This is a genomic window from Streptomyces violaceus (genome assembly GCF_036014075.1).
Classification (GTDB): Bacteria; Actinomycetota; Actinomycetes; order Streptomycetales; family Streptomycetaceae; genus Streptomyces; species Streptomyces violaceus.
The window spans coordinates 1655392-1678445 of record NZ_CP107911.1; the positions used below are offsets into that span (position 1 = coordinate 1655392).

Annotated in this window: 15 protein-coding genes and 1 pseudogene; 4 read left to right on the forward strand and 12 right to left on the reverse strand. The window is 72.0% G+C overall.

The annotated features are described in order from the left end of the window. Positions 1-87: 87 nt before the first annotated feature. Positions 88-2430 carry a right-handed parallel beta-helix repeat-containing protein gene (locus OG542_RS07455; protein WP_328409276.1) on the forward strand — a complete coding sequence of 781 codons (2343 nt, stop codon included), beginning with the start codon at positions 88-90 and terminating at the stop codon, positions 2428-2430. Between the two features lie 306 nt (positions 2431-2736). Here the strand turns inward: OG542_RS07455 and OG542_RS07460 are convergent, their stop codons facing one another. After that, positions 2737-3189 carry an Lrp/AsnC family transcriptional regulator gene (locus tag OG542_RS07460; RefSeq protein WP_107449296.1) on the reverse strand — a complete coding sequence of 151 codons (453 nt, stop codon included), beginning with the start codon at positions 3187-3189 and terminating at the stop codon, positions 2737-2739. A 225-nt stretch (positions 3190-3414) separates the two neighbouring features. On the opposite strand from OG542_RS07460, the gene OG542_RS07465 reads away from it, so the two are divergent. Beyond that, positions 3415-3966, forward strand: a complete 552-nt coding sequence (locus tag OG542_RS07465; protein WP_328409278.1) for an OsmC family protein — start codon at positions 3415-3417, stop codon at positions 3964-3966. 466 nt (positions 3967-4432) lie between these two features. On the opposite strand, the gene OG542_RS07470 is transcribed toward OG542_RS07465, so the two are convergent. From OG542_RS07470 to OG542_RS07505, 8 genes and pseudogenes are all read right to left on the reverse strand, one after another. Then, positions 4433-5614, reverse strand: coding sequence for a MalY/PatB family protein (locus OG542_RS07470; RefSeq protein ID WP_328409280.1), 1182 nt, complete (start codon positions 5612-5614; stop codon positions 4433-4435). A gap of 740 nt (positions 5615-6354) precedes the next feature. Continuing rightward, positions 6355-6691: pseudogene (locus tag OG542_RS07475) on the reverse strand (transposase); the annotation flags it as partial. A 139-nt stretch (positions 6692-6830) separates the two neighbouring features. Then, positions 6831-7157, reverse strand: a complete 327-nt coding sequence (locus OG542_RS07480) for a hypothetical protein (protein ID WP_328409282.1) — start codon at positions 7155-7157, stop codon at positions 6831-6833. Between the two features lie 14 nt (positions 7158-7171). Beyond that, complete coding sequence (locus tag OG542_RS07485; RefSeq protein WP_328409284.1) at positions 7172-9340, reverse strand: SWIM zinc finger family protein; 2169 nt, start codon at positions 9338-9340, stop codon at positions 7172-7174. Further along, positions 9337-12210 (reverse strand): DEAD/DEAH box helicase, encoded by a 2874-nt coding sequence (locus OG542_RS07490; protein ID WP_328409286.1) that lies wholly within the window; start codon positions 12208-12210, stop codon positions 9337-9339. The genes OG542_RS07485 and OG542_RS07490 overlap by 4 nt, the downstream gene beginning before the upstream one ends. Positions 12211-12309: 99 nt before the next feature. Then, positions 12310-12891, reverse strand: coding sequence for a sugar kinase (locus OG542_RS07495; RefSeq protein WP_311128517.1), 582 nt, complete (start codon positions 12889-12891; stop codon positions 12310-12312). Next, positions 12888-14036 carry an ROK family glucokinase gene (locus OG542_RS07500; protein ID WP_311128516.1) on the reverse strand — a complete coding sequence of 383 codons (1149 nt, stop codon included), beginning with the start codon at positions 14034-14036 and terminating at the stop codon, positions 12888-12890. The genes OG542_RS07495 and OG542_RS07500 overlap by 4 nt, the downstream gene beginning before the upstream one ends. Positions 14037-14184: 148 nt before the next feature. Then, a complete protein-coding gene (locus OG542_RS07505) occupies positions 14185-14922 on the reverse strand; it encodes a GntR family transcriptional regulator (protein ID WP_328417824.1) in 738 nt (245 codons plus the stop codon). 128 nt (positions 14923-15050) lie between these two features. On the opposite strand from OG542_RS07505, the gene OG542_RS07510 reads away from it, so the two are divergent. Beyond that, complete coding sequence (locus tag OG542_RS07510; RefSeq protein ID WP_184588765.1) at positions 15051-16073, forward strand: Gfo/Idh/MocA family protein; 1023 nt, start codon at positions 15051-15053, stop codon at positions 16071-16073. Between the two features lie 220 nt (positions 16074-16293). Here OG542_RS07510 and OG542_RS07515 read toward each other — a convergent pair whose 3' ends face one another. Continuing rightward, complete coding sequence (locus tag OG542_RS07515) at positions 16294-16983, reverse strand: response regulator transcription factor (protein ID WP_328409290.1); 690 nt, start codon at positions 16981-16983, stop codon at positions 16294-16296. 104 nt (positions 16984-17087) lie between these two features. Next, positions 17088-18128: a hypothetical protein gene (locus tag OG542_RS07520; protein ID WP_328409292.1), complete on the reverse strand. Its 1041-nt coding sequence runs from the start codon at positions 18126-18128 to the stop codon at positions 17088-17090. Between the two features lie 169 nt (positions 18129-18297). Between OG542_RS07520 and OG542_RS07525 the strand changes: the two genes are divergently transcribed. Continuing rightward, a complete protein-coding gene (locus OG542_RS07525; protein WP_328409294.1) occupies positions 18298-20190 on the forward strand; it encodes a caspase family protein in 1893 nt (630 codons plus the stop codon). Positions 20191-20197: 7 nt separating this feature from the next. On the opposite strand, the gene OG542_RS07530 is transcribed toward OG542_RS07525, so the two are convergent. Continuing rightward, positions 20198-23053, reverse strand: coding sequence for a CHAT domain-containing protein (locus OG542_RS07530; protein WP_328409296.1), 2856 nt, complete (start codon positions 23051-23053; stop codon positions 20198-20200). Position 23054: the final 1 nt, after the last annotated feature.

The window sequence follows — 23054 nt, forward strand, 5'->3', positions numbered from 1 at the left end:
TCCGGGCCGACCTGAGTGCGGCATGGCCACGCGCACACGGCATCGAGCGTGCCGCACCCATCCCAGACACGAGTCGAAAGTGAGTTGATGAGCAAACACAGAGTGGCCGCGGGCGCCATGGCGGCGGTCGTGCTGGCTGCTGGGCTGGTGGTCAGTGGTACGGCGGAGGCGGCAGCAGCGTGCACCTTCTACGTCTCCGCGTCGGGCAGCGACGGTAACGCCGGAACCTCACCGGATCACCCCTGGGCGACCTTGGAACGGGCGCGGGACCACATCCGACAGCACGAGCTCAACAAGGACATGCGGGCCGACCTCCGCGTCTGCCTGCGCGGGGGCCGGCATACCCGGACGGCCACCTTCAACCTGACCGAGGCGGACTCGGGTTCCAACGGGTTCAAGGTCGTCTACCAGGCGTATCCGGGTGAGACGCCCATAGTTGACGGTGGTAAGGCCGTCACGGGCTGGAAGCGGGTAACCGACCAGCCTTACTTCGTGGCCGACGTACCGGAGTCGGCGGGCTACGCCGACTACTTCCGGCAGCTCTACGTCGGCGGCCGGCGGGCTCAGCTGGCGATGGGCAAGGGCATCGTGGGCAGCGGCTTCTTCGATGAGGCATCGATCCCCAACCCGCCGGCCAACCCGGAGCGGCCGACCCGCTCCTACGACGGCGTGCAGTTCCCGGCGGCCGGCGTTCCGGCGTACACCAACGTCCGCGACATCCGGCTGCTGCACATCGCGATCGGCTTCAAGATCGACTACTTCCCCGTCGTGGACATCAGTGCGAGCGGCGCCGATAAGCGGGTGCGCCTGGCACAGCCGCACTTCCAGGCGCGGCTGAACCGCGACGACGGCTTCTCGCTGGACTACGACGACACGTTCTACGTGCTCAACGCGTTCGAGGAGCTGGACTCCCCCGGCGAGTGGTACCTGAACCGGGCAACGAACAAGGTGTACTACTACCCGCGGGCGGGAGAGGACGTCAACCAGGCCGGGGCGTACGTGCCGACGGTGGAGACGCTGGTGAACGTGGCCGGGTCCAGCCCGTCCGCCAAGGCGAGCGCGATCGCTTTCGACGGCATCACGTTCGAGCACGGCAACTGGCTGCTGCCTCGCGACCGGTTCATCGGCGGCTCGCAGGCTGAGGCGCAGTACGCGGATGACCCCTTCAAGGATCCGAACCAGGACGGCTACGGCGGCGAGGTGCCCGGTCAGATCAAGCTGACCAACGCCCGCGACATCACCTTCACCGACAACACCGTGCGCAAGATGGGCAGCGGCGGACTGCAGCTGCTGACCGGAGCAGAGGACGTCACCGTCACCGGCAACCTCTTCCACAACCTGACCGCCGCCGGGGTCATCGCCGGCCGGTGGATGGACGTGCACGTCAACGGCGCCCAGCGCACCAAGAACGTGACCATCAGCAACAACGTCGTGACCGACACCGGTGACGACTTCTTCCCGGCGACCGGGATCAGCCTGATGAACACCTACAACGTGGCAGTCACCCACAACCTCGTCTACGACACCGCATACAGCGGCTTCCATCAGCGCAAGGCGGAGGAGACCAGCCTCCTCGACGGGGTGGATGGGATCGGCAAGACGACGTTCAGCCACAACGAGGTGTACAACGCCACGTCCAAGCAGCCCTGGGGGGTGCACGACTCGGGGGCCGTCTACTCGTTCGGGTCGTGGCCGGGCAGCGAGATCAGCCACAACTACGTGCACCACTCGACGTCGACGGCGAACTACTACAGCGACAACCAGAGTCACCAGACCCGCTGGGACTACAACGTCGGAAAGGGCGGGCGGTTCGATTTCTCCCCGCGCTACCGCCAGCCACTGTCGGTGTACGCGTCACACAACTACACCGACTTCGCCGACAACTGGCTCAACGGGGCCATCTACGACGGCGACGGGCGGCCGCACGTGGTGACAGACGGTGCGTGGCCGGCCGAGGCACGGACCATCATGAACCAGGCGGGCCTGGAACCGGCGTACGCCGGGCTGCGGTGGAAGGTGCCCAGGGAGAACCTGGCCGACCACTCCACCCTGTCGCAGCGCAGTTCCTGGGACAGCAGCCTCGGCAAGCTGTGGGACGGCGTCACCGAGACCGGCGAGGCCGGCTCCAACGGGAACGAGTCCTGGGTGCAGTTCGATCTCGGCGCCGACTACGAGCGGTTCGCCTTCACCATCCAGCAGGACAACTGCTGCACCTGGATGACCAGCCACTGGAAGGTGCAGCGGTGGAGCGCCGGCCAGAACACCTGGATCGACATCATGCCCTACCAGGCGATCAACACGGCGGCGCCGGTCGTCTACCGACCGCCGGCCAACGTCGCCACCACCAACATCCGGCTCTACGTGCGCAACAGCAACCAGAACGGAAAGGTCGGCGTACAGGAGTTCAGCGCGACCGGCGTGCGGAAGTAACGGCCTCAACATCACGCGGCGGGCGTAGCGCAGCGGGCGGGTGCACCGGGTCGTGCGCCTGCCCGGCCGCCTTCTGTGGAATCCGCACATCGAGGTTCCCCCGACGTGCGGGAGGAATGGGGTCGGCGCGGACCTTGGTGTGCGCGGCGATCCTCATGACGGCCCCTTTGGTGGCACAACTGCCCCGGCGGGGCCCCGCGTCGCGGATGGTGGCGGTACGTTCCTCGGGCACCTTCCGGTGCGCGGCCTCGTACTCCTCGATGCCGGCATTGGGCCCAGTGCCGAGCGGGGTGGCGGGGCGTCGTCTCAGGTGGGAAGTGGGCGCGCCTCGACGATCTTTTTCATGACGATGGTGGAGGTCAGTTTCTGTACACCTGGCAGCCTGGTCAGTTGCCCTTCGTAGAGCTTCCGGTAGTCGGCGAGGTCGACGGCCACGACGTGCAGGAGGCAATCGGGATCGCCGAAAAGGCGTTGTGCCTGCAGAACGTTGGGAATTGCGGCGACGGCCTCGTCGAAGGCCGCCAGCGTCGACTGATCCTCCCGCTGCAGCGTCACGAAGACCAGCGCTTCGAAGCCGAGTCCCATCGCCTCCGGATCCAGCACTGCCTTGTATCCGCGAATAACGCCTGCGCGCTCGAGCTCGCGCAGCCGCCGCTGGCAACGCGAGATGCTCAGCCGGACCTTCTCCGACAGTTCCGTGATCGTCTGGCGACCGTCCTTCTGTAGCTCCGCAAGAATTTCGCGATCCACCCGGTCAATGGGCAACTCTCTCCCCAATCCGTCTGGCTGCTAGCAAAGATGGCAAGAATATAGCGGTCGATCCCGCCTAGCCTCGTCTTTGAGAGTTGGCGCGGTCGACTGCTTCTTCAGGGGCGAAGTGTGCGCCGCGCCGCAACACATTTCTCAGCCCTGAGGGGCGGTCCGATGGCCGCGGCCATCGCTCACCCCTGACGTGCCCCACGCCAATCGGAGGAACCAGTACTGATGTCCGTAGTCAACGAGATCGACGTAAAGGCTCTGCGGGAGACCATCGACGCCGTTCGGGCCACTCCCAAGCTCGGCCAGGTCACCTTCGCTGTCGACGGTGCGTGGCAGGGCGGTTTCCGGATCAAGGCGCAGACCGGCGCCTTGACACAGGGCGGTGAGCGCGACGAGCAGCGTGTGGCGAAGTACACGATGACCAGCGACGAGCCGACCGCGCTGCTGGGCACCGACACCGCGGTCTCGCCCGCGGAGTACGTTCTGCAGGCGCTGGCAGGCTGCTACACCGTCACACTCACCGCCAACGCCGCCTCGCGCGGCATCGAGCTCAAGAGCTTCCGGCTGGAGCTCGAAGGCGACATCGACCTGCGCGGGTTCCTCGGTATCGACACCGCAATCCGTCCGGGCGTGCAGCAGCTGCGCGTTCGCGTCCACATCGAGGCCCCTGATGCCACCCGCGAGCAGCTCGAAGAGCTGATCACCCTCGTCGAGAGCCGTTCGCCCATCCGCGACACCCTCGTCAACCCGGTCGACGTCGTCACCACGCTTGTCTGAGCACGCGACAGCCCGGACGCCCGGCCTGTAAAGGACAGTCGCGGCGCACGACCCGCTGCCCGCATCCGCCCCAAAGCGGCATCGGACGGCGGGTCAGCCACGTGCGCCGGTGCCTTCCAGGGTGGGCATCCGCAGGAGGAGCCTGGAGACCCCGCACGGCGGTATCCGGGCTCAGCCGCGCCTGTTTCCCTCAATTGCGCATGGACTCGTCGCTGAGATGCCCATGGGCTGAGACGCGCGGAACCGAATGCCCAGGCCCGCTTCTCGCCCCGCCTGGATGGGACCCCCTCCTGGGGAACCGGGAGCTCGTCAATGAGACCAAGAGTGGCCCGAAGACGGATCGCATGGGCCGGCCTCCGAGACGCGGCACGGCACTGCGGCGGCGCACAGAACGGGCGGTTACCTACGCAGTCCTGCTGAGCGGACCGCAGAGGCTACCCCTCACGTCCCTTTCGAGTCGACGAGCTCACAGTACGGAGGCCATCCTGCGGACCCCTTCGGCGAGGATTTCCGGGGAGGTGGCCAGGTTCATACGGACAAACCCCGCTCCGCCCGGCCCGAAGGCCATCCCGGAGTTGAGGGCGATCCGGCCTCGTTCCAGGAAGACGGCCGCCGGGTCGTTGCCAAGGGCCAGTTTCCGGCAGTCCAGCCAGGCCAGGTAGGTGGCCTGGCCTGGGCGGCAGCGCACGGCGGGCAGGTGGGTGGACAGTAGATCGCCGAGCAGATGACGGTTTTCGTCCAGTCCGGCCAGCAGGCTGTCGAGCCAGGCACCGCCCTCCCGTAGGGCCGCGGTGTGGGCGATGACGCCGAGGTGGCTGGGGCCGTGACCGACTTCCTCGGGGAGGCGGGCCAGGTCGTCGGCGGCCTCGGGGCCGGCGATGGCGAGGGCGGCTTTGAGACCGGCCAGGTTCCATGCCTTGGAGGCGGACATCACCGACAGGCTGTTCTCCGCCCCCGGCACGCTCAGGTAAGGAACGAAGGAGGTTCCGGCAGCCACGATGGGAGCGTGGATCTCGTCCGCCACGACGCGCACGGCGTACCTGCGCGCAAGCTCGGCAACATCGGTCAGTTCAGTGGCGGTGTGTACGGTGCCGGTCGGATTGTGCGGACTGCACAGCAGATACACCGGCCGCCCGCCGCGACCGGTGGCTTTCTGGAATGCGACCTCCAGGGTGGTCAGGTCGATCCGCCCTTTCTCGGTCAGCGGCGCCTCGACAACCGGCCGGCCGTCGTTGCGGATGAACTGATAGAAGGGCGGATACACAGGGCAGTTGACCACGACGGGGTCCCCGCGGCCGGAGACCAACTTGAGCATCTCGACGATGCCCAGCATCACGTCAGGCACGATCGCCGTCCGCTCAACAGCCAGGTCGTCCCAGTCCCAACGTCGCGCGGCGAAGTCCGCGAATGCCTCGCCATAGGCGGTTCCGGCCGGATACCCGGTATCTCCGCGCTCCACCGCACTGTGGATGGCTCGTGCTACGGGCTCGGCGACCGGCACGTCCATCTCCGCCACCCACAGTGGCAATACGTCGTCCTGGTAGGTCGTCCACTTCATACTCGTGCGCTGCCGCAGCTGCTCCAGAGACAGCTGCCGCAGTGGGCTCACGCCGCGAGTTCCAGTGAGGTCCTTCAATGAGTCATCCATGAAACGAAAATAGACCGCATCTCGCGCGCATTGTTTGCCTTTCTTGTGCTATCCGCCTTCGGAGCGGCAAAGAGTCACCCAGTGTGGATCGCGATTCAGCAAGGAAGTTGCGCCTGCCTGGTTGCGACTCTTGCTCTGTGTCTCCCGCTCAACGCAGTGATCCTGCCGAGCATGGGCTGTCTCGATGTCGCCGTCCTCCAGTCGCGAGCCCAGGGGCACATCACAAGGACGGCTCTGGTTGTCGCGGACGCGGCGCAGGACGCCGCACGCATCGGCGTGACGGGCCGCGACAAACCCGGCGCAGAAACTCGGCAGCGACAGGCAGAGCACCCAGACGCTTCTCCACCACGGAGGTGACCACACATTCCATGCGCGGGCGCACCGTCCGCAGCCGCGGGGACCGGCAAGACTTCGCCACACGCGGTCAACACGACCAGCCCGGGACCGGACACGACCAGGCAGCAACTCCACCCGACTCAGCCACCCGCGAAGTACGGAGCTAGCTCAAGGAGGGAGGCGCCAGGTCGGAGAGATGGACGGGTCAGCGAATGTTGTCAGTGAGCTTCTTCGAGTTGGCCACCGATCAGGTGACGGTTCACGAAGCGCAACGAGCGAGGCCCCCGGGCTGTTGACCGAGATGTCTGACGTCTCAACCACGCTGCTCGGGGGCCTCGTTGGTCATCTATCCTGCCGCACTCGACCTGCCCCATGCGCTCGTGGAGTGAGTCTCAATGACCGTGTCAAGCCGGTCGGGAGGCTGGCGGGGTGGGGGTGAACAGTCTCTTGTCGCGGAGCATGGCCCACAGCACGTCGACTCGGCGGCGTGCAAGGGCGAGCAGTGCTGCCCTTCAGCGCGCTTCTTGAGGTAGTAGTCCCGGGAGGGCCGGGCCGCATCATGGCGGTCTGGGCTGCCATGTAGAAGACGTGTCGTAAGCGGCGGTGGTAGCGCTTGGGCCGGTGGTGGTTACCGGTCCGGCGGCCGGAGTCGCGCGACACCGGGGCCAGTCCCGCGTGGGCGGCCAGGTGGCCGGCGTCTGCGTAGCCGGACAGGTCTCCGACGATGGCGGGGAACTCGGCTTCACGTACCACCGCTCGGTGGTCGCCACGTTTGCCGGCCAGGCACGTGAGGCACGACGCGCGTGCATCGTACCGACGCGCCGCACATCACGGTGTGTGCGCGTGGATCGTCAGCCGTGCTGCGATCCGGTTGCCCACATCAGGGGTTCCAGAAGACGTCGGTGAACGCACGGTCGAAGCGCCGCGCGGCCAGGTCCTCGCGCTGGATCACCCAGTGGACGGAGGCGCTCTCCCAGTCCGAGACGTCGCCCGAGACCGGCCCGTCCCACCGGCCCGCCTCCGCCGCTTTCACGGCATGGGACGCGGCATCGGCGACGGGGGCGGTGTAGATGGCCTCCTCCCAGGCGTATCCCCCGATCTGCAGCGGTCCCGCGGGGGCGATGGCGTCCTGGGTGCTGTCCCTTGAGGAGTTCCTCGGAACGGGGATGCCCGGAAGCGGCCCGCTCCCGGGCTCCCCGGGAGACATCGAGCCGCGGGGCCTCAGAGGTCGCTCGGCAGGCCGAGGCCGGTCAGCGCGCCCACCGGGTCCAGGTCGGGGGTGCCTCTCGGCCACCAGTCGTCGTGGCCCGGCTCGGACTCGTAGGCGTACCACAGGCCGTCGCGGCCCAGGCGGAGCTGGACGTGGCCGTGGGGGTGGGTGAGGTGGTTGCGCCCGGGGCGGAAGGCGGGCAGGTCGGCGGCGAGGAGGAGGGGGCGGGCCCGGTCGAACCGGCCGGCCGGCGGGTCCCACGGCTCCTCCAGTACGGCGAGGCCCTCCAGTCCGCCCTGGCGCCAGGCGGCGACCGCGCGGGCCAGCTCGGACGGCGTGCGGCCCGCCGCGGAGGCGAGGGAGGAGTAGAGCGCCCGGGTGCCAGCGGTGAGTCCCGAGCCGGGGCGGGCCGCGGCCAGGCGGACCGCGTCCTGCCAGAGGGTCAACTGCCCGACCGGGTCGCGGCCGGTGGCGAGCAGGGCGTGCGCCCGGGCGGCGGCGTCCGTGGCCAGTTGGTCCAGCGCGAAGGGGTCCGGGCCGCCGGGGGACGCCGGGTAGGCCGGGGGCTGTTCGGGGTGCGCGGGCGTGGGCAGCGGCGTCGGCAGGGGCGGGAGGGCGCGTGGCGTGAGGGCGTCACCGGCCCGCACGCCGGGAAGAGGTTCCGGTTCTTTGTCCTGGGCGGCACGCGCCGCGCGGGTGGCGCTCAGCCGGGACAGGGCGTCGAGCAGGTCCCGTTCACCGCGGCCGCGCAGCAGGAGCAGGACGAAGGGGTCGGCGTCCAGCAGCCGGGCGGTCTGGTAGCAGAGGGCGGCGGCATGCTTGCAGGGATGGCCCCGGTCGGGGCAGCTGCACTGCGGTTCCAGGTCGCCGGGGCCCGGCAGCAGGGGCACGCCGCAGTCCGCGAGGGAGTGGGGCATCTCCTTGTCCAGGAGCGCCGCGATGTGCCCGGGCCGGTCGACGGCGGCGTCCAGGAACCGCTCCCAGTCGGCGTCGTCGAGCGTGCGCAGCCGCACCTGCACGCGGTACGGGCGCGGGCGGCTGCCCTGTACGTACGCCAGCACCAGTCCGGGCGTCACGGTGATGGCGTCGACATTCCCCTGCCCCGCATATCCGCGCCCGCGCTCCAGCCGCTTGGCGTCCAGCGCGCCCTGCTCGAGCGCCGCGACCCACGCGTTCCCCCACCAACTCTCGGCGAACCCCTGGCCGTCGGGCTCCCGGGGCGGGAAGGCCGGGAAGGTACGGCGGAGTTCGCTGTCGCGGCTGGGGGCGGCCATGGAGCGGGGCTTCCGGGGGGTGGTGTGAGGGGGTGCAGCTTTTCGGGGGGTTGTGGGCGGGGTGGACCAGGGGTGGGAGGTCGCGGGGCCGGGAGTCGGCGTCTCGGGGGTCGCCGGGCTGTGCGGCGCGTCGGCACTGTGGTGAGGCGAGCGCCCGTGGCGCGTTTCGTCGGAGTCCTCGGGTGCCGCGTCCGGCTCGTCCGCCGCCGGAGGCATCCGGAAGGCGTCGCCCAGCAACTGCAGTACGTCTCGCGTCCCCCTGCCGACGGTGTGCTCGCCCGCCCTCCGCTCAGGCCCCGGCCTCTCGTGCGCGGCGCTCTGCCGGGCAGCCCGGCGCCTGCGCCGGATCCCTTCGCGGGCGGTCTCTTCCCGCGCCCGCCGCGCCTCGTCCCGAGCCGCACGCAGTGCCTCACGTGCGACATCCCCCGCGCGCGGACCCGGCTGCTCGGTGGCGCCGCCGGGAGCATCGTCAGGGGTGCCCTCCGGTACGTCGGCGGGCGCGCTCCTGTCCTCGTCCTCGGCCGGTCCGTCGGACGCATCGGACGCATCCTCCCCCGGTCCACTGCTGCCGTCATCGCCCTCGGTGCTTCCGCTGTGGTCCCCGCTGTCGCCGCTGTGGCCCGACGCGCCACCCGGCACCCCGGCCATCGCGTCATCGGTATCCTCGGCCGCCCGCGCGTCGACCGGGAAGCCCGCCTCATCCCCATCGGCCTCGCGACGCTCGGACACCGCCCTGCGCAGGGCCTCGCGGGCCGCGTCTCCCGGGCGGGAGGTCTCCTGGTCGGCGGGTGACGGGGCCGGGGAAGGTGCCGGACGGGGAGCGGAGTCCGGGTCCGGGTCCCGGGTCGCCTTCTCGCGGGCCGCCCGCAGGGCCCGGCGGGCCTCGTCGGCCCCGCTGTGGGTCATGACGTCCTCCGCAGGGAGACCAGGTCGGACAGCTCACGGTCCGTCAGTTCGGTGAGGGCCGACTCGCCGGAGCCGAGGATGGCATCCGCCAGGGCGCGCTTGGCCTGGAGCATCTCGGCGATACGGTCCTCGACGGTGCCCTCGGTGATGAGGCGGTGGACCTGGACGGGCTGGGTCTGGCCGATGCGGTAGGCGCGGTCGGTGGCCTGTTCCTCGACGGCCGGGTTCCACCAGCGGTCGAAGTGGACGACGTGGCCCGCGCGGGTGAGGTTGAGGCCGGTGCCCGCGGCCTTCAGGGACAGGACCAGGACGGGGGTCGAGCCGGCCTGGAAGCGGTCCACCATGCGCTCCCGCTCCGGGACCGGTGTGCCGCCGTGGAGGAGGTCGACCGGAACTGCCCGGGTGGCCAGGTGAGTGGTGATCAGACGGGCCATCCCCACGTACTGGGTGAAGACGAGTGCGGACCCGTCCTCGGCGAGCAGCGTGTCCAGCAGCTCGTCCAGCAGGGCGAGTTTGCCGGAGCGGGTGGCGAACCGGTCGCCGCCGGGCCGGGCGTGCTCCGGCGCGTGGTCCTCCTTCAGGTACAGCGCGGGGTGGTTGCAGATCTGCTTCAGGGAGGTCAGGAGCTTCAGCACCAGGCCCCGGCGGGCCATGCCCTCGGAGGTCTCGATGGCGAGCAGCGACTCGCGGACCACCGCCTCGTACAGCGCGGCCTGTTCGCGGGTGAGCGGGACCGGGTGGTCGGTCTCCGTCTTGGGCGGCAGTTCGGGGACGATGCCCGGGTCGGACTTCTTCCGGCGCAGGAGGAAGGGGCGGACCAGGCGGGCCAGGCGCTCCACCGCCTGCTCGTCCTCGCCGGTCTCCACGGCCCGGGCGTGCCGGGCGCGGAAGGACTTCAGCGGGCCCAGGAGGCCCGGTGTCGTCCAGTCGAGCAGCGCCCACAGCTCCGACAGGTTGTTCTCGACGGGCGTGCCGGTCAGGGCGACCCGCGCGGGGGACGGGATCGTGCGCAGCGCCTTGGCCGTGGCCGAGTAGGGGTTCTTGACGTGCTGCGCCTCGTCGGCGACGACCATGCCCCAGGTCCGCTCGGCCAGGGCGGGGGCCGCCGAGCGCATCGTGCCGTAGGTGGTGAGGACGAAACCGCCGTCCAGGTCGGCCAGGCTGCGGTCAGGGCCGTGGAAGCGGCGGACGGGGACGCCGGGCGCGAAGCGGGTGATCTCCCGCTGCCAGTTGCCCAGCAGCGAGGCCGGGCAGACCACCAGGGTCGGCTCGCCGCGGGCCCGCTTCAGGTGCAGGGCGATGAGGGTGACGGTCTTGCCGAGGCCCATGTCGTCGGCGAGGCAGCCGCCGAGGCCCAGGGAGGTCATCAGCTCGAGCCAGGCCAGGCCTCGGCGCTGGTAGTCGCGGAGGGTGGCGTGCAGGCCCGGCGGCGGCTCGGCCGGGCGGATGCCCGCGGTCAGGCGGTCGCGCAGGCCGGCCAGCGCGCCGACCGGGACGGCCTCGACCGTCTCACCGTCCACGTCGGCCGTGCCGGTGAGGGCGACGGACAGCGCGTCGACCGGGTCGAGCAGGCCCAGGTCCCGTTTGCGGGCCTTGCGGACGAGGGCCGGATCGACCAGCACCCACTGGTCGCGCAGCCGGACGACCGGGCGGTGGGCCTCGGCGAGGGCGTCCATCTCGGTGTCGGTGAGCGGGTCGCCGCCGAGCGCCAGCTGCCAGCTGAACCGGAGCAGGTCCTCGCTCTCGAAGAAGCCGGTGCCGTCCTTCGCCGAGCCGGGGGCCGGGCGGACGACCGCCGTGGCGGACAGGTCCTGGGCGAGGTCCCTCGGCCAGTGCACGGCGACCCCGGCCGCGGCGAGCCGGGTGGCCGCGACCCCGAGCAGGTCGTTCAGCTCCTCCTCCGTCAGAGCCAGCACGTCGGGCACGTCCTGGTCGGAGAGCCGGTCGAGCGGGGGCCAGACCCGGGCCGCCCGGCGGACCGCGAGGGCCGCGTCCACGCGTGCGCGTGGGCCGAAGGCGTCGTCGGCCCCGCCCGCCCACAGGGCGGCCGCGTCGGCCACGAGGGTGGGGTCGGCGAGGCTGTGCACCTGGACGATCGCCGCGCCGGCGCTGCGTACGCCGCCGTCGGAGGCGTCGTCGAAGAGGTCGTACGCCGACAGGTCCAGGCGGAGCGAGATCCGCACTCCGGCGTCCATGCCGGCGGCGACCTCGGCGGCCCAGTCGTGGGCGGCGGGCAGGTGCTGGGCCTCCCGGGCCGCGAAGGGCCTGCCGGAGGTGTGGGGCGCGGCCGGGGTGCGGGGCAGGGTGTCGGCGACCGCGTCCAGGAAGGCGCGCACCAGCGCTTCCGGTTCCGGCAGGCGGATCGGGCCCGGGCCGGGCAGCGGGACGGCGTGGCCCTCGTACGGCAGGGCGGCGGCCACCGCGCGCAGGTGTGCGATGTCGTCCGGGCCGAGGGGGCCGGCGCGCCACGCGTCGTGCCCCGTGGCGGTCAGGCCGGGCAGCAGCCGGCCGCGCGCGGTCAGCCGCAGGGCGTGCAGGGCGGCCGCGCCCCAGCAGGCGGTGGCGGGGTGGGCCGCGGGGTCGTGCCGGGCGCGCACCAGGAGCGGCAGGGCAGCGTCCAGCGGGAGGGACAGCGCCGGGGTGGTCCGCCGCCGGACTCCGGCTCCGTGCCGTCGTACGACGGTCAGCTCGGTGGCCGCGGCCTCCTCGGCGTCCTCCGCGTCCCCGGTGGGCAGGGGCTCGCCCTCGGGGTCCCAGAAGGCGATCCGCCCGTCGCGCGGGAGGGGTGCGGGCAGGAAGACGGCCGGGAGCCGGACGGGGACGACCGTCGGCTCCCCCGCCCGCTCGGCCACCGCGGCCGTGTCGCCCATACGTCCTGCCACCTCCCGTCCCGCGTGCCGGATCAGTCGTCTCCGACTCTACGGGCGGGGTCTGACAATCGGCCCCCGCGGCCGCACCGGCCCCAGGGGTCAGGGCACGGTCCGGGACACCACGAACACCCAGGGGTACGCCGGGTTGGACAGGTCCACGACCACGTCGTGCGTGGGGGCCGGCTTCTTCTGCCGGTGGACGAAGCCGGACCACATGCCGTTGTCGGCGAACTTCCAGCCGGTGACCTTCCGGTCGCGGGCGCCGATGGTGACGTGGCCCTTCTTCAGGTCGTCCCGGGTCAGGCCGAGGCCCGTCAGATACGCGTCCAGACCGGCCGAGTTGGTCTCGAACTGGGCGTACAGGCGGCTGGTCTTCCAGTTGTTGGTCTCGTAGTACGCCACGTGCCAGGCCGGGTGCGGGACGGGCACCTGGTAGATCCGGCGCTGGAGCTTGGAGGGCCAGCCCTCGGTGAGGCCGGTCGCCGAGTACTTCGCCTCCTTGTCCTTGCCGCTGTCCCGGCTCTGGTTCGCGGAGATCACCAGGTAGCCCGCCGGGATGCCGATGAGCAGCACGATGATCAGCAGGGTGAGCGCCCTGCGGCGGATCATGTGGCGGCGGCCCTCGACCGGGCGTTCCGGCTCGTCGGGCCACGGGCCCTGGTGGGGCAGCGAAGCGGTCACAGCGTCTCCTGGGTACTGCGGCGGGCCTGCGCGTACCGCTCGTAGCGCTCGTACCGTTCCACCCGGCGGCGCTTGGCGCGGCGGAAGCGCCGGGCGACCAGCCGGGCCAGGTCGGCGGCGCCGACCATGCCGGCCTCGGGGCCGAGCTGGGCCCGGGTGATGCGGGCCTCGGGGCGGTAGCCGCGGCCGGTCAGATGCCGGCGGAACGCGTCCCGCGCGGGGCCGATCAGCAGGTCGTCGGCGGCCGAGACACCGCCGCCGATCACGAAGCAGGAGGGGTCGAGGGCGGCCGCGAGGTTGGCGATGCCGACGCCGAGCCACTGGCCGATGTCCTGGAGCAGCTCGATGCACATGGCGTCGCCCTCGCGGGCCAGCTCGGTGATCATCGGGCCGCTGATCTCGGAGATGTTGCCCTTGACGTGCTCGATGATCCCGTACGCCACCGGCGAGTCGGCGGCGGCCAGCTCACGTGCCTCGCGGACCAGGGCGTTTCCGGAGCTGTACTGCTCCCAGCAGCCGCGGTTGCCGCACGGGCAGCGGTGGCCGCCGGGCACGACCTGCATATGGCCGAACTCGCCGGCGACGCCGTACTTGCCGCGCTTGACCTGGCCGTCCTCCAGGATCGCGCCGCCGATGCCGGTGCCCAGCGTGATCATGACGAGGTGGTCCTCGCCGCGGCCGGCGCCGAAGCGCCACTCGGCCCAGGCGGCGCTGTTGGCGTCGTTGTCGACCAGGACGGGCACGGCGAGCCGCTCGGCCAGGCGGTCGCGGAGCGGTTCGTTGCGCCAGGACAGGTGGGGGGCGAACAGCACGCGGTTGCGGTCGGCGTCGACCCAGCCGGCCGCGCCGATGCCGACGGCGTGCACGTCGTGCCGGTCGGAGAGGTCCAGGACCAGTTCGGCGATGGTGTCCTCGACGACCTTGGGGCTCTTGGACTTGTCCGGGGTCTCCGTGCGGAGCTTCTCGAGGATGTTGCCGTCGGCGTCGACGACACCCGCCATCACCTTCGTACCGCCGATGTCGATGCCGACCGTCGGCACGCGGGGGGCCGTCAGGTGTGAGCGGCGCTCCCGGGTGCCGACGGTGCGGAGCACGGTGGCACGGCGGGAGCCGATGGGGGCGGTGAAGTCGCGGTAGGTGCTCATCGGGCCCGATTCTGCCTCACCGTGGGGGTGTGTGCGGAGCGGGGCAGGGGCGGGGTGGTGCGGATCATTGCCGGGTGCGGGTGAGTGGGGGTCGACCGCGCCCACGCGGCGGAGCCGCACATCGACGCAGCCCCGCGCCCCCAGGAACCTAGGTGCGTACCAGCAGCTGGAACTCGAACGAATAGCGCGTCGGGCGGTAGGTGTGTGTGCCGTATTCCACTGCTCGGCCCGTGTCGTCGAACGTGACGCGTTGCATGGTCAGCAGCGGGGCCCCGGCCTCCTCGGCGAGTCGCTCCGCCTCCGGCGGTGTCGCCGCTCGCGCGCCGATGGACTGGCGGGCGCTGTGGAGGGTGATGCCGGCCGCTCGCATCAGGCGGTAGAGGCCGGTGCTCTCCAGTTGGCCGGTGTCGAGTTCGATGAGGCCTGGGGGCAGGAAGTTGCAGAGGTAGGCCATGGGCTCGCCGTGGGCGAGGCGGAGGCGTTCCACGCGGTGGACGTCGCTGTCCTCGGCGACGCCGAGTGCGGCGGCGACCTCGGCGGAGGCGGGTTCGAGCGTGTTGACCAGGACCTTCGTGGCCGGGCGCTGGCCCGCCGCCTCCAGGTCGTCGTAGAGGCTGCTGAGTTCCAGCGGGCGCTTGACCTGGCTGTGCACGACCTGGGTGCCCACGCCGCGGCGGCGTACGAGGAGGCCCTTGTCGACGAGCGACTGGATGGCCTGGCGGACAGTCGGCCGGGACAGGCCGAGCCGGGCGGCGAGTTCGATCTCGTTGCCCAGCAGGCTGCCGGGGGTCAGCGTGCCGTGCTCGATCGCGGCCTCCAGCTGCTGGGACAGCTGGAAGTACAACGGCACGGGAGAGCTGCGGTCCACGCTCAGCTCGAGCTGCACGGTCGGGTCCACTTCTGGTTTCGGCACGGGCCGAGCGTAGCTCCGTGCGTTGTTGACGGGAAGTTGTGTAGTCAGATTGTCCGGACAAACAGATTGACAGCGGCGGGCTGTGGACGCACTTTGTTTCCATGCGCATCGGGGTCATCGGGACGGGCCGCATCGGCACGATCCACGCGAACACGCTCAGCCGGCACCGCGACGTCGGGTCCTTGATCCTCACGGACGCGGACCCCACGCGGGCCCAGGATCTGGCGCACCGGCTGGGCGAGACGGCGGCGCCGGGCGTGGAGGAGATCTTCCGCTGGGGGGTCGACGCCGTGGTGATCACGACCAACACGTCCGCCCACGCCGAACTGATCGGTCGGGCAGCACGCTCGGGCCTGCCGGTGTTCTGCGAGAAGCCCATCGCGCTGGATCTGCCGGGGACCCTGAGTGCGATCGCCGAGGTCGAGACGGTCGGGACGGTCCTCCAGATGGGCTTCCAGCGCCGCTTCGACACGGGCTACACGGGCGCCCGTGAGGCCGTGCGGTCCGGCAGGCTGGGGCGGCTGCACACCGTCCGGGCGCTGACCAGTGACCAGTCGCCGCCGGCCGCCGCGTGGCTGCCGCTGTCCGGCGGGCTGTACCGGGACACCCTGATCCACGATTTCGACGTCCTGCGCTGGGTGACGGGCCGGGAGGTTGCGGATGTGTACGCGGCCGGGTCCGACGCGGGGCCCGCGATGTTCCGCGAGGCCGGCGACGTGGACACCGCCGCCGTGCTCCTCACCCTCGACGACGGCATGCTCGCCACGATCACCGGCTCCCGGATGAACGGGGCCGGCTACGACGTGCGCATGGAGCTCGCCGGGGAGCTCGACCAGATCGTGGTCGGCCTGGACGACCGTACGCCGATCGCGTCCACCGAACCGACCGGGCCGCCGGCCGCCGACAAGCCGTGGACGGGCTTCCTGGAGCGCTTCGGCCCGGCCTACGAGGCGGAGCTGAACGCGTTCGTCGAGGTCGTCCGGGGCGAGCGGCCCAACCCCTGCGACGGGCGCGAGGCGCTGCAGGCCCTGCGGATCGCCGAGGCGTGCGAGCTGTCGCGCCGGGAGCGCAGAGCGGTACGCCTCGCGGAGATCCCCGGTGGCGCCGCCTCGGCGTTCGCGTGACGGCTAGGGGGCTTCTGATGGATCTCCGTGGAGGAAGGAGCGGCGTTCGGTGCGTGCTGTCGGCGTGCCGGGCGGAAGGCCTCGATGGGGGTCCCCCCGCTCGAGCGAAGCCGAGAGTGGGGGAGGAGCTACCAGGCCTTTTGTCCGGTGCGGCGAGAGTGCGTGCCGGGCGTCGCGACGCCGCGGAGATCCATCAGAAGCCCCCTGCCTGTAGGGCGGGTCAGCGCCCCTCCTGTTCCTCCGCCCGCTCCTCGTCCAGGAGTCCCGCGTCGTACGCCAGCAGCGCGATCTGCACCCGGTTGTTGAGGTCGAGCTTGGCCAGGATGCGGGAGACGTGTGTCTTGACGGTGGCGACGCTCATGAAGAGGCCGGTGGCGATCTCGGCGTTGGCCAGGCCCCGGCCGACCGCTACGGCGACCTCGCGCTCGCGGTCGTTGAGGACGGCCATCCGTGCACGCGCGCCTGCGCGGCGCGTGTCGGCGGCGGTGCCGAGCGCGTGCTGCATCAGCTGACGGGTGACCGTGGGCGACAGGACCGGGTCGCCGGCCGCGACCCGGCGCACCGCCGCGAGGATCTCGGTGGGCGGGGTGTCCTTGAGGACGAAACCGGCGGCGCCCACGCGCAGCGCCCGCAGCACCTGTTCGTCGGCGTGGAAGGTGGTGAGCACCACCACCTGCGGCGCGTCCTCGCGGGCGCGCAGCCGCTCCGTGGCCGTGAGACCGTCCACCGTCGGCATCCGGATGTCCATGAGCACGACGTCCGGGCGGGTGCGGTCGACGAGCGCCTCCACCTCGCCGCCGTCGGCGGCCTCTCCGACGATCTCGATGTCGTCCGCGCCGCCCATCATGAAGGACAGTCCCGCCCGCACCAGCGGATCGTCGTCGACGAGGAGCAGTCTGATCGCAGTCATGGGCCCTACGTAATCACGGGCGGGCGGGGCGAGGCGGGGGGACGTGCGGACGGTCCGCGCCAACTCCCCGGCCGGAAAGTGAGGTTGGACGGGCGGCCGTACGGTCAGGCGCGCAGCGTCACGCCGTACAGGGTGCGCAGGCGGCGGATCTCCCACCAGACCACCGCCGTCACCGAGGCGGGGCCGCCGAGGACGGCGAGGGCCTGGATCACCGGCGGGCCGGGCGGCAGGCCCCCCGCGACCATGCTGATGACCGCGAACTCCCACACCAGGGTGCCGGTCAGCAGGGCCGGGAGCGCAGCGTGCACGGCCGCGGTGTTGAAACCGGTGCGGATGGCCGGGCCGGTGGCGAAGCCGATGAAGAACAGGAGCCAGACCAGGGGCAGGGCCGCCGCGAGGATCAGCCAGGGTGCGGCTGCCGACACCCCGGCGGAGGGCGACCGGTTCCGGTCGAGCAGGATGATCGCCCCGCCGAGCAGCGGAAGGGCCGTCACGGCGCCGACGTACCACCCGGCCGACCGCAGGGCGGCCCGCACGCTTGCGCGCATGGCCGACCGCCTCGCCGCCGACGCCCAGCGGAAGAGCACCGCGATCACGACGGGCGCGCTCAGGAGCAGCAGCGGCGGGGTGACCGCCAGCCGCATCATGTACTGCTCCTGGGCCTCGGCGACGTCCTCCGGTTTGCCGTAGACGCCGAGCAGCATCAGGGACATGGCGGCCGCGGTCCAGGCCCGCACTTTCTGCACGCGCGTGACGTGCCGGTCGTCGACGGCCCGGTGCCCGTGCCGCGGGAAGAGCCGGTGGGCCCGGTTGCGGGCCGAGCGCGCGAACGAGTAGCCGAGCACGAGCGGCAGGAACGCGAACCAGGTGCACGGGGCGAGCAGCACCAGCCACATGCAGCCGGAGGTGCTGGACCGCCCCTGCCGCAACAGCTGGCGCAGCGACGGCCATTCGCCACCGCGCAGAGCGCCCGGCCCCGGATGGGGCTGCGGTGGATACGGATACGGCTGTGGCTGCGGGTAGCCGTACGGTGCCGGGCCCGGCTGGGGCGGTACGTAGGGGCCCGTGGCCGGAGGCGGCGGGTACGGTCCCCCGGCCGGCGGCCCGGGCGGCTGGTACGGGTTGGTGGGTCCCCCGAAACTCACGTGGTGTTCCTTCCGTTACTCGCGGTGCTGAAGGCGGCACAAACATCAGCCATCTCCGCAGTCAAGTCAACTGGACTGGGCGCGGGGGGTCATGGGGTTGCGCGCGGGCGCCCGGCATGCGCCCCGGAAACGCCCTGCCCGCGCCCGGCGAACCTGGAAGGATCACCGTATGCGCACCGTGTACGCCCTGTTCGTGGGCATCGACGACTACCCCGGCGCGCCGCTGCGCGGCTGTGTCAGCGACGTACGGGCGGCGGAGACCTGGCTGCGAGGCAGGACCGGTCCGGAACCTCGCGTCCGGACGCTGTACGACGCCGGGGCGACCCGGGCGGCGGTGCTCGCGGGCCTGGAGGAGCACTTGGGGCGCAGCGGTCCGGGTGACACCGCGCTGCTGTGGTTCAGCGGGCACGGCAGCCAGAGCCCGACGTCCGACCCGGGCGAGGCCACCGGCTGGTCCCAGGCGCTGGTGTGCCACGACAGTCTCGTTCCGGGCGGGCAGCCGGTGCTGCGGGACACCGAACTCGGGGCGCTCCTGGACGGCATCGCCGCCCGCGGCACCCATGTCGTCGCGGTGCTGGACTGCTGCCACTCGGGCGGGGCGACACGGGAGTACGCGGACGGTCCGGACGGTGCGGCGGTCCGGGGCGTGCCCTGGCAGTCGTGGTGGCACACGGGGTCGCGCGAGGGCGGCGGGCCGGGACCCGAGCCGGGTCGGCATGTCCTGCTGGCCGCGTGCCGTCCGCAGGAGCTCGCGCACGAGAAGGTCATCGACGGGCTGACCCGGGGCATGTTCAGTCATGCGCTGCTGAGCGCGCTCGACGGGCTCGGTCCCACGACCACGTACGGGGAGGCGCATGCGCTCGCCCACGCGCGCGTGCGCGTCAGCGGCCACATCCAGCATCCCGAGCTGCGCGGTCCGGAGGACGGGGGCTTCCTGTCCGGCGAGCCGGTGCCGGCCTCGCCGTTCCTGCTGCGGCACACGGCGTGGGGCTGGGAGGTCAACTGCGGCGCGGCGCACGGACTGCGGTCCGCGGGCGCCGAGTTCACCCTGTCCGGCGCCGCCGGGGAGCGCACGGTCGTGGTCCGGGAGGTGCGGACCGAGTCGGCTCTGGTGGACCCGGTCGACTGGCAACCGACCGCTGAGGATGAGCAGGTGGCGCACGCCGTCACTCCATCGGCCCTGGCCTTCCCGCCGGCCGTCGTGACGCTTTCCGGTGAGCCGGCCGCCGTACGTCTGGTCGCGGAGGCCGTCGCGGCGGTGCCCGCGCTGGCCTTGGAGCCGGACGGACCACCTGCGCCCGAAGGGGCTGTGCGACTGCACGTGGAAGCCGGATATGGCCGGGCCCGGGTGTCCGGCGGCGCCGGGTATCCCGTGCCGGACCTGCCGTTGCGGTCCCCCGCGGACGCGGCCGGCGTCACCGACTGCCTCGCCCACATCGCCCGCTGGCACCACATCCGGGACCTGGCCAATCCCGATCCGCTGCTGTCGTCACTGGTACGGATCACCGTCGAGGAGACCTCGGTGGGCGGTCTGAGTCACTCGGCGGACGGCGAGGTCGTCTGCGCCTACACACCCGACGGGCGTGAACCGCAGGTGCGGGTCGGGATCCACAACTTCTCCGGACGGCAACTGTGGGCGGTACTCCTCGACCTGACGGATGGGTACGCCTCGTCCCCGCACCTGTTCGAGGGTGAGTTCATCGGGGACGGCAGGGTCGGATGGGCCCGGCGCGGGCAGCCCGTGTGGTTGCGGCTGCCGCCGGGGCGTTCGACGGTGCGGGGTGCCTCCACCCGGGACTGGCTGAAGGTGATCGTCGCGGAGGACGAGCTGAACCTCGCACCCTTCCGGCTGCCCGCCTGGTCCACTGCCGCCCCCTCCGGTGCACGCCTCAGCCCGGCCCCGGCCGGTGGAGGCGGCCTGCTGCGGCTGATCGGGGCGGGTGCGAGGGACGGCCGGGACGCGGGCGGTCCGGCCTACGGGTACGACCGGGACGCGGGCGGTCCGGCCTGCGGGGCGGCCCGTTGGGGGACGGCACAGGTGGTCGTACGCACCCAGGTGTGAGGGGCCGTCACCAGCCGAGGTGGGTGAAGCCCGCCCACGCGGTCAGGTCGTCGCCGTCGATGTGCCCTACCCGTGCCCGCAGCCGGTCCGGCATGCCGGGCGGCGCCTCGCGGCGTTCGTTCAGCATCCACGACTGGGCGCTGCGCAGCGCCGCTCCGGGCGGCAGGCCCTCGTGGCTCATGAAGTGGTGGGTCATGTACATCAGCAGGGACGTCGCCTCGTCGGGTACGGGCCACAGGGAGCCGATGACCGAGCGGGCGCCCGCGACGAGGAAAGCGGTGGACAGGCTGTACGCCTCGTCGTAGCCGTGCCCGGAGACGTTGGTACGGCAGGCCGCGAGCACGACCAGGTCCAGGCCGCGGTAGCGGGTCGCGCCCTCGGTCAGTTCCTCGGCGGCCAACCGCCCGCCGGACAGGGCGAGATAGGCGCTGTGCCGCTCGCCCTGGCGCACCACTCCGTGGCAGGCGAGGTGCAGCAGTCCGCCCTGCTGCCGGCGCAGCCAGTCGGTGACGGCGGCGGGCGTGGCGGCGCCGGGGCCGAGCAGGTCGCCTTCGGGGTGGAAGACGCTGTGGACGGCCTCGGCCTCTTCACCGGCGTGGTGCAGGTCGCGGGTCGGGTTGCCGACGACCAGGGTCCGGCGGGTGCCGGCGGCGGGCCGGGCGGCCACGTCGCACAGCAGCCGGGCGGAGGGCAGGTAGGAGATGTCCACCTCCTCGCAGGCGTATCCCTGCGACCGGCGCCGGCCACGCACGCGTGCCGCGTGCCAGGGCACGACGCCCAGGTCGCCCATGGGGACGAGCACCAGGGACGGCACCCGGCCGTAGCCGCGTGGGAGCCGGCTCAGCAGCGGTTCCATCACCGCCGTTCCGGCCCAGGCGCACACCTGCTCCAGGGCGGCGCGGCTCGTGGCGGGGCTCGGGGCCGGCCCGGGCAGGGTGTCGGCCTCGGGCGGGCCGCCGGCGTCGCGGCCGGGGGTGCCGGTGGCGCGGTAGGTGGTGAGCGGGGGTGCGTCGAGGGTGAGGTCGGGCAGCTCGAGGGCGTCTGTGCTGCCGTCGGCCGTGACGATGACGGCCGCGCCGGAGCCGTGCGGCGGTCCGAGGAGTCCGGCCACGTCCTCGTCGCCGGGCACCAGGTAGACCAGCGCGGTCGCGCCCATCGCGCGCAGCGCCGAGCCGATGTCCCCGGGTGAGGGCACGTCCAGCAGGCCGTGCTGCCGAGGGGAGTCGGCCAGCGCCTCCAGGACCCGCCGGCGCAGTCGGCTGGGGGGCCCGGCGGCCGCGGCCTGAGCGGTGAACAGCATCTCCTCCCCCAGCTCGGGCACGCTGCCCGCGGCCTGCCACTCCTGCGCGAGCTCCGCCTGGCCCAACTGCCGCAGCATGTCGGGCACGGTGGTGACCACGGTCGCCGCGTGCAGGACGAGGCCGCGCCCCGCGTCGAGGGCTCCTACGGCGTCGGCGTGGGCGCCGTCGGCCAGACACCAGCGCGCCACGTCGAGGGCCTGGCCGCCCGCCAGCCGGGCGGTCTGCGCGGCATGGGCCGTACCGGCCTGGAGCAGGGAACTCCAGGCCGCCGCGCGCAGGCATGCGAGGCCGACGCGGCGGGAGGCGTCGTAGTTCAGGCGTCTCGTGCGGGCGTCGTGCGTGTACTCGTCGCCGCGCAGGCGGTAGGCCCTCGCCAGCGTCATGCCGGTGCCGCCCCACAAGGGGTGGTGCGGCCCGCCGGTGAGCTTCAGGGTGTGCCGCAGCCAGGCGATGCCCTGGTCGAGGTGGTGGGGGCGGTCGGCCGGTGGTGCGACGTGGAGCCCGGCCATGGTGCAGTGGGCCACTCCCAGCGCGCCCGTGGCCCGGATCCATCGCTCGTCGTCCGGTTCGAGCAGATCCAGTGTGGCTTCCTGCAGCTCTACGGCCTCCAGCATTCCCTGGTGGTCCATCGCCGGCAGGGCGCGTGCCCCGACCGCGAATGCCACCTCGGCCAGTTTGTCGGCCTGGGCGTTGCGCGGCAGCCCCTCGATCCGGCGGCGGATCTCGTGTGGGGGTGTCGCGGCGCCCGCCCCTTCGGCAGCGGGTTCGAAGCGTCCGGTGCGCCGTGCTCGCAGGAGGCTCAGATGGCTCCGGGCGGCTTCCAGGTTCGATTCGAACGCGAGCATGTCGACGTGTTCGGCGGGCAGCTCCGCCAAGGCCCGTTCGAGGACCCGGATCTGTTCGGCCATGGCCTCCTCGTCGGCGCGGCGGGCGGCCTGGTGAACGCGGAACAGGGCGATCTGTGCGTTCAGGGCCAGACGTTCGTCCGGCCGCAGTGCCGCGGTCTCGACGATGCGGGCCATGTCGTCGACGGCGGTGTCGAAGTCGTCTTCCCCGCCGCCCAGCTGGGCCAGATAGGTCCGCAGGATGGCATGGGCGAAGTCGAGATTCTCGCGGGTCCGGGTGCCGGACGGGAGCGTGGCCCTGGCCCCTTCGATCCGGGCGAGCGCTCCTTCGATCTGGGCCGGTTCGGTGAGGTGCCGCAGGCCGAACGCGCTGTTCTTGACCACGACGCCGGCCTGCCAGGTCTCGTCCGCCGGCCCGTGGTCACGCACCTCCTGCCAGAGCTCCTCCTCGCGCACGGGGTCGAAGAGCGGTTTTTCGAGCCGCAGGATCGGCAGCACGCTCAGCACATGTCCGGCCCGCAGCCCGGACATGACGGTGCCGCGGGGCAGCTCCGCCCAGTCCTCGCACAGGCGGTCGTAGGCCTGCTGTGCCGTCGTACAGCCCAGCCGGTCCAGCACCAGCTCGGTCATCCCGGCCAGGTCCGCGCCGCTGACGACGCCGTTCGCCCGCTGCTCGATCTCCCACACCAGCGCTTGGAGGTCGTACGGAGTCGTCATC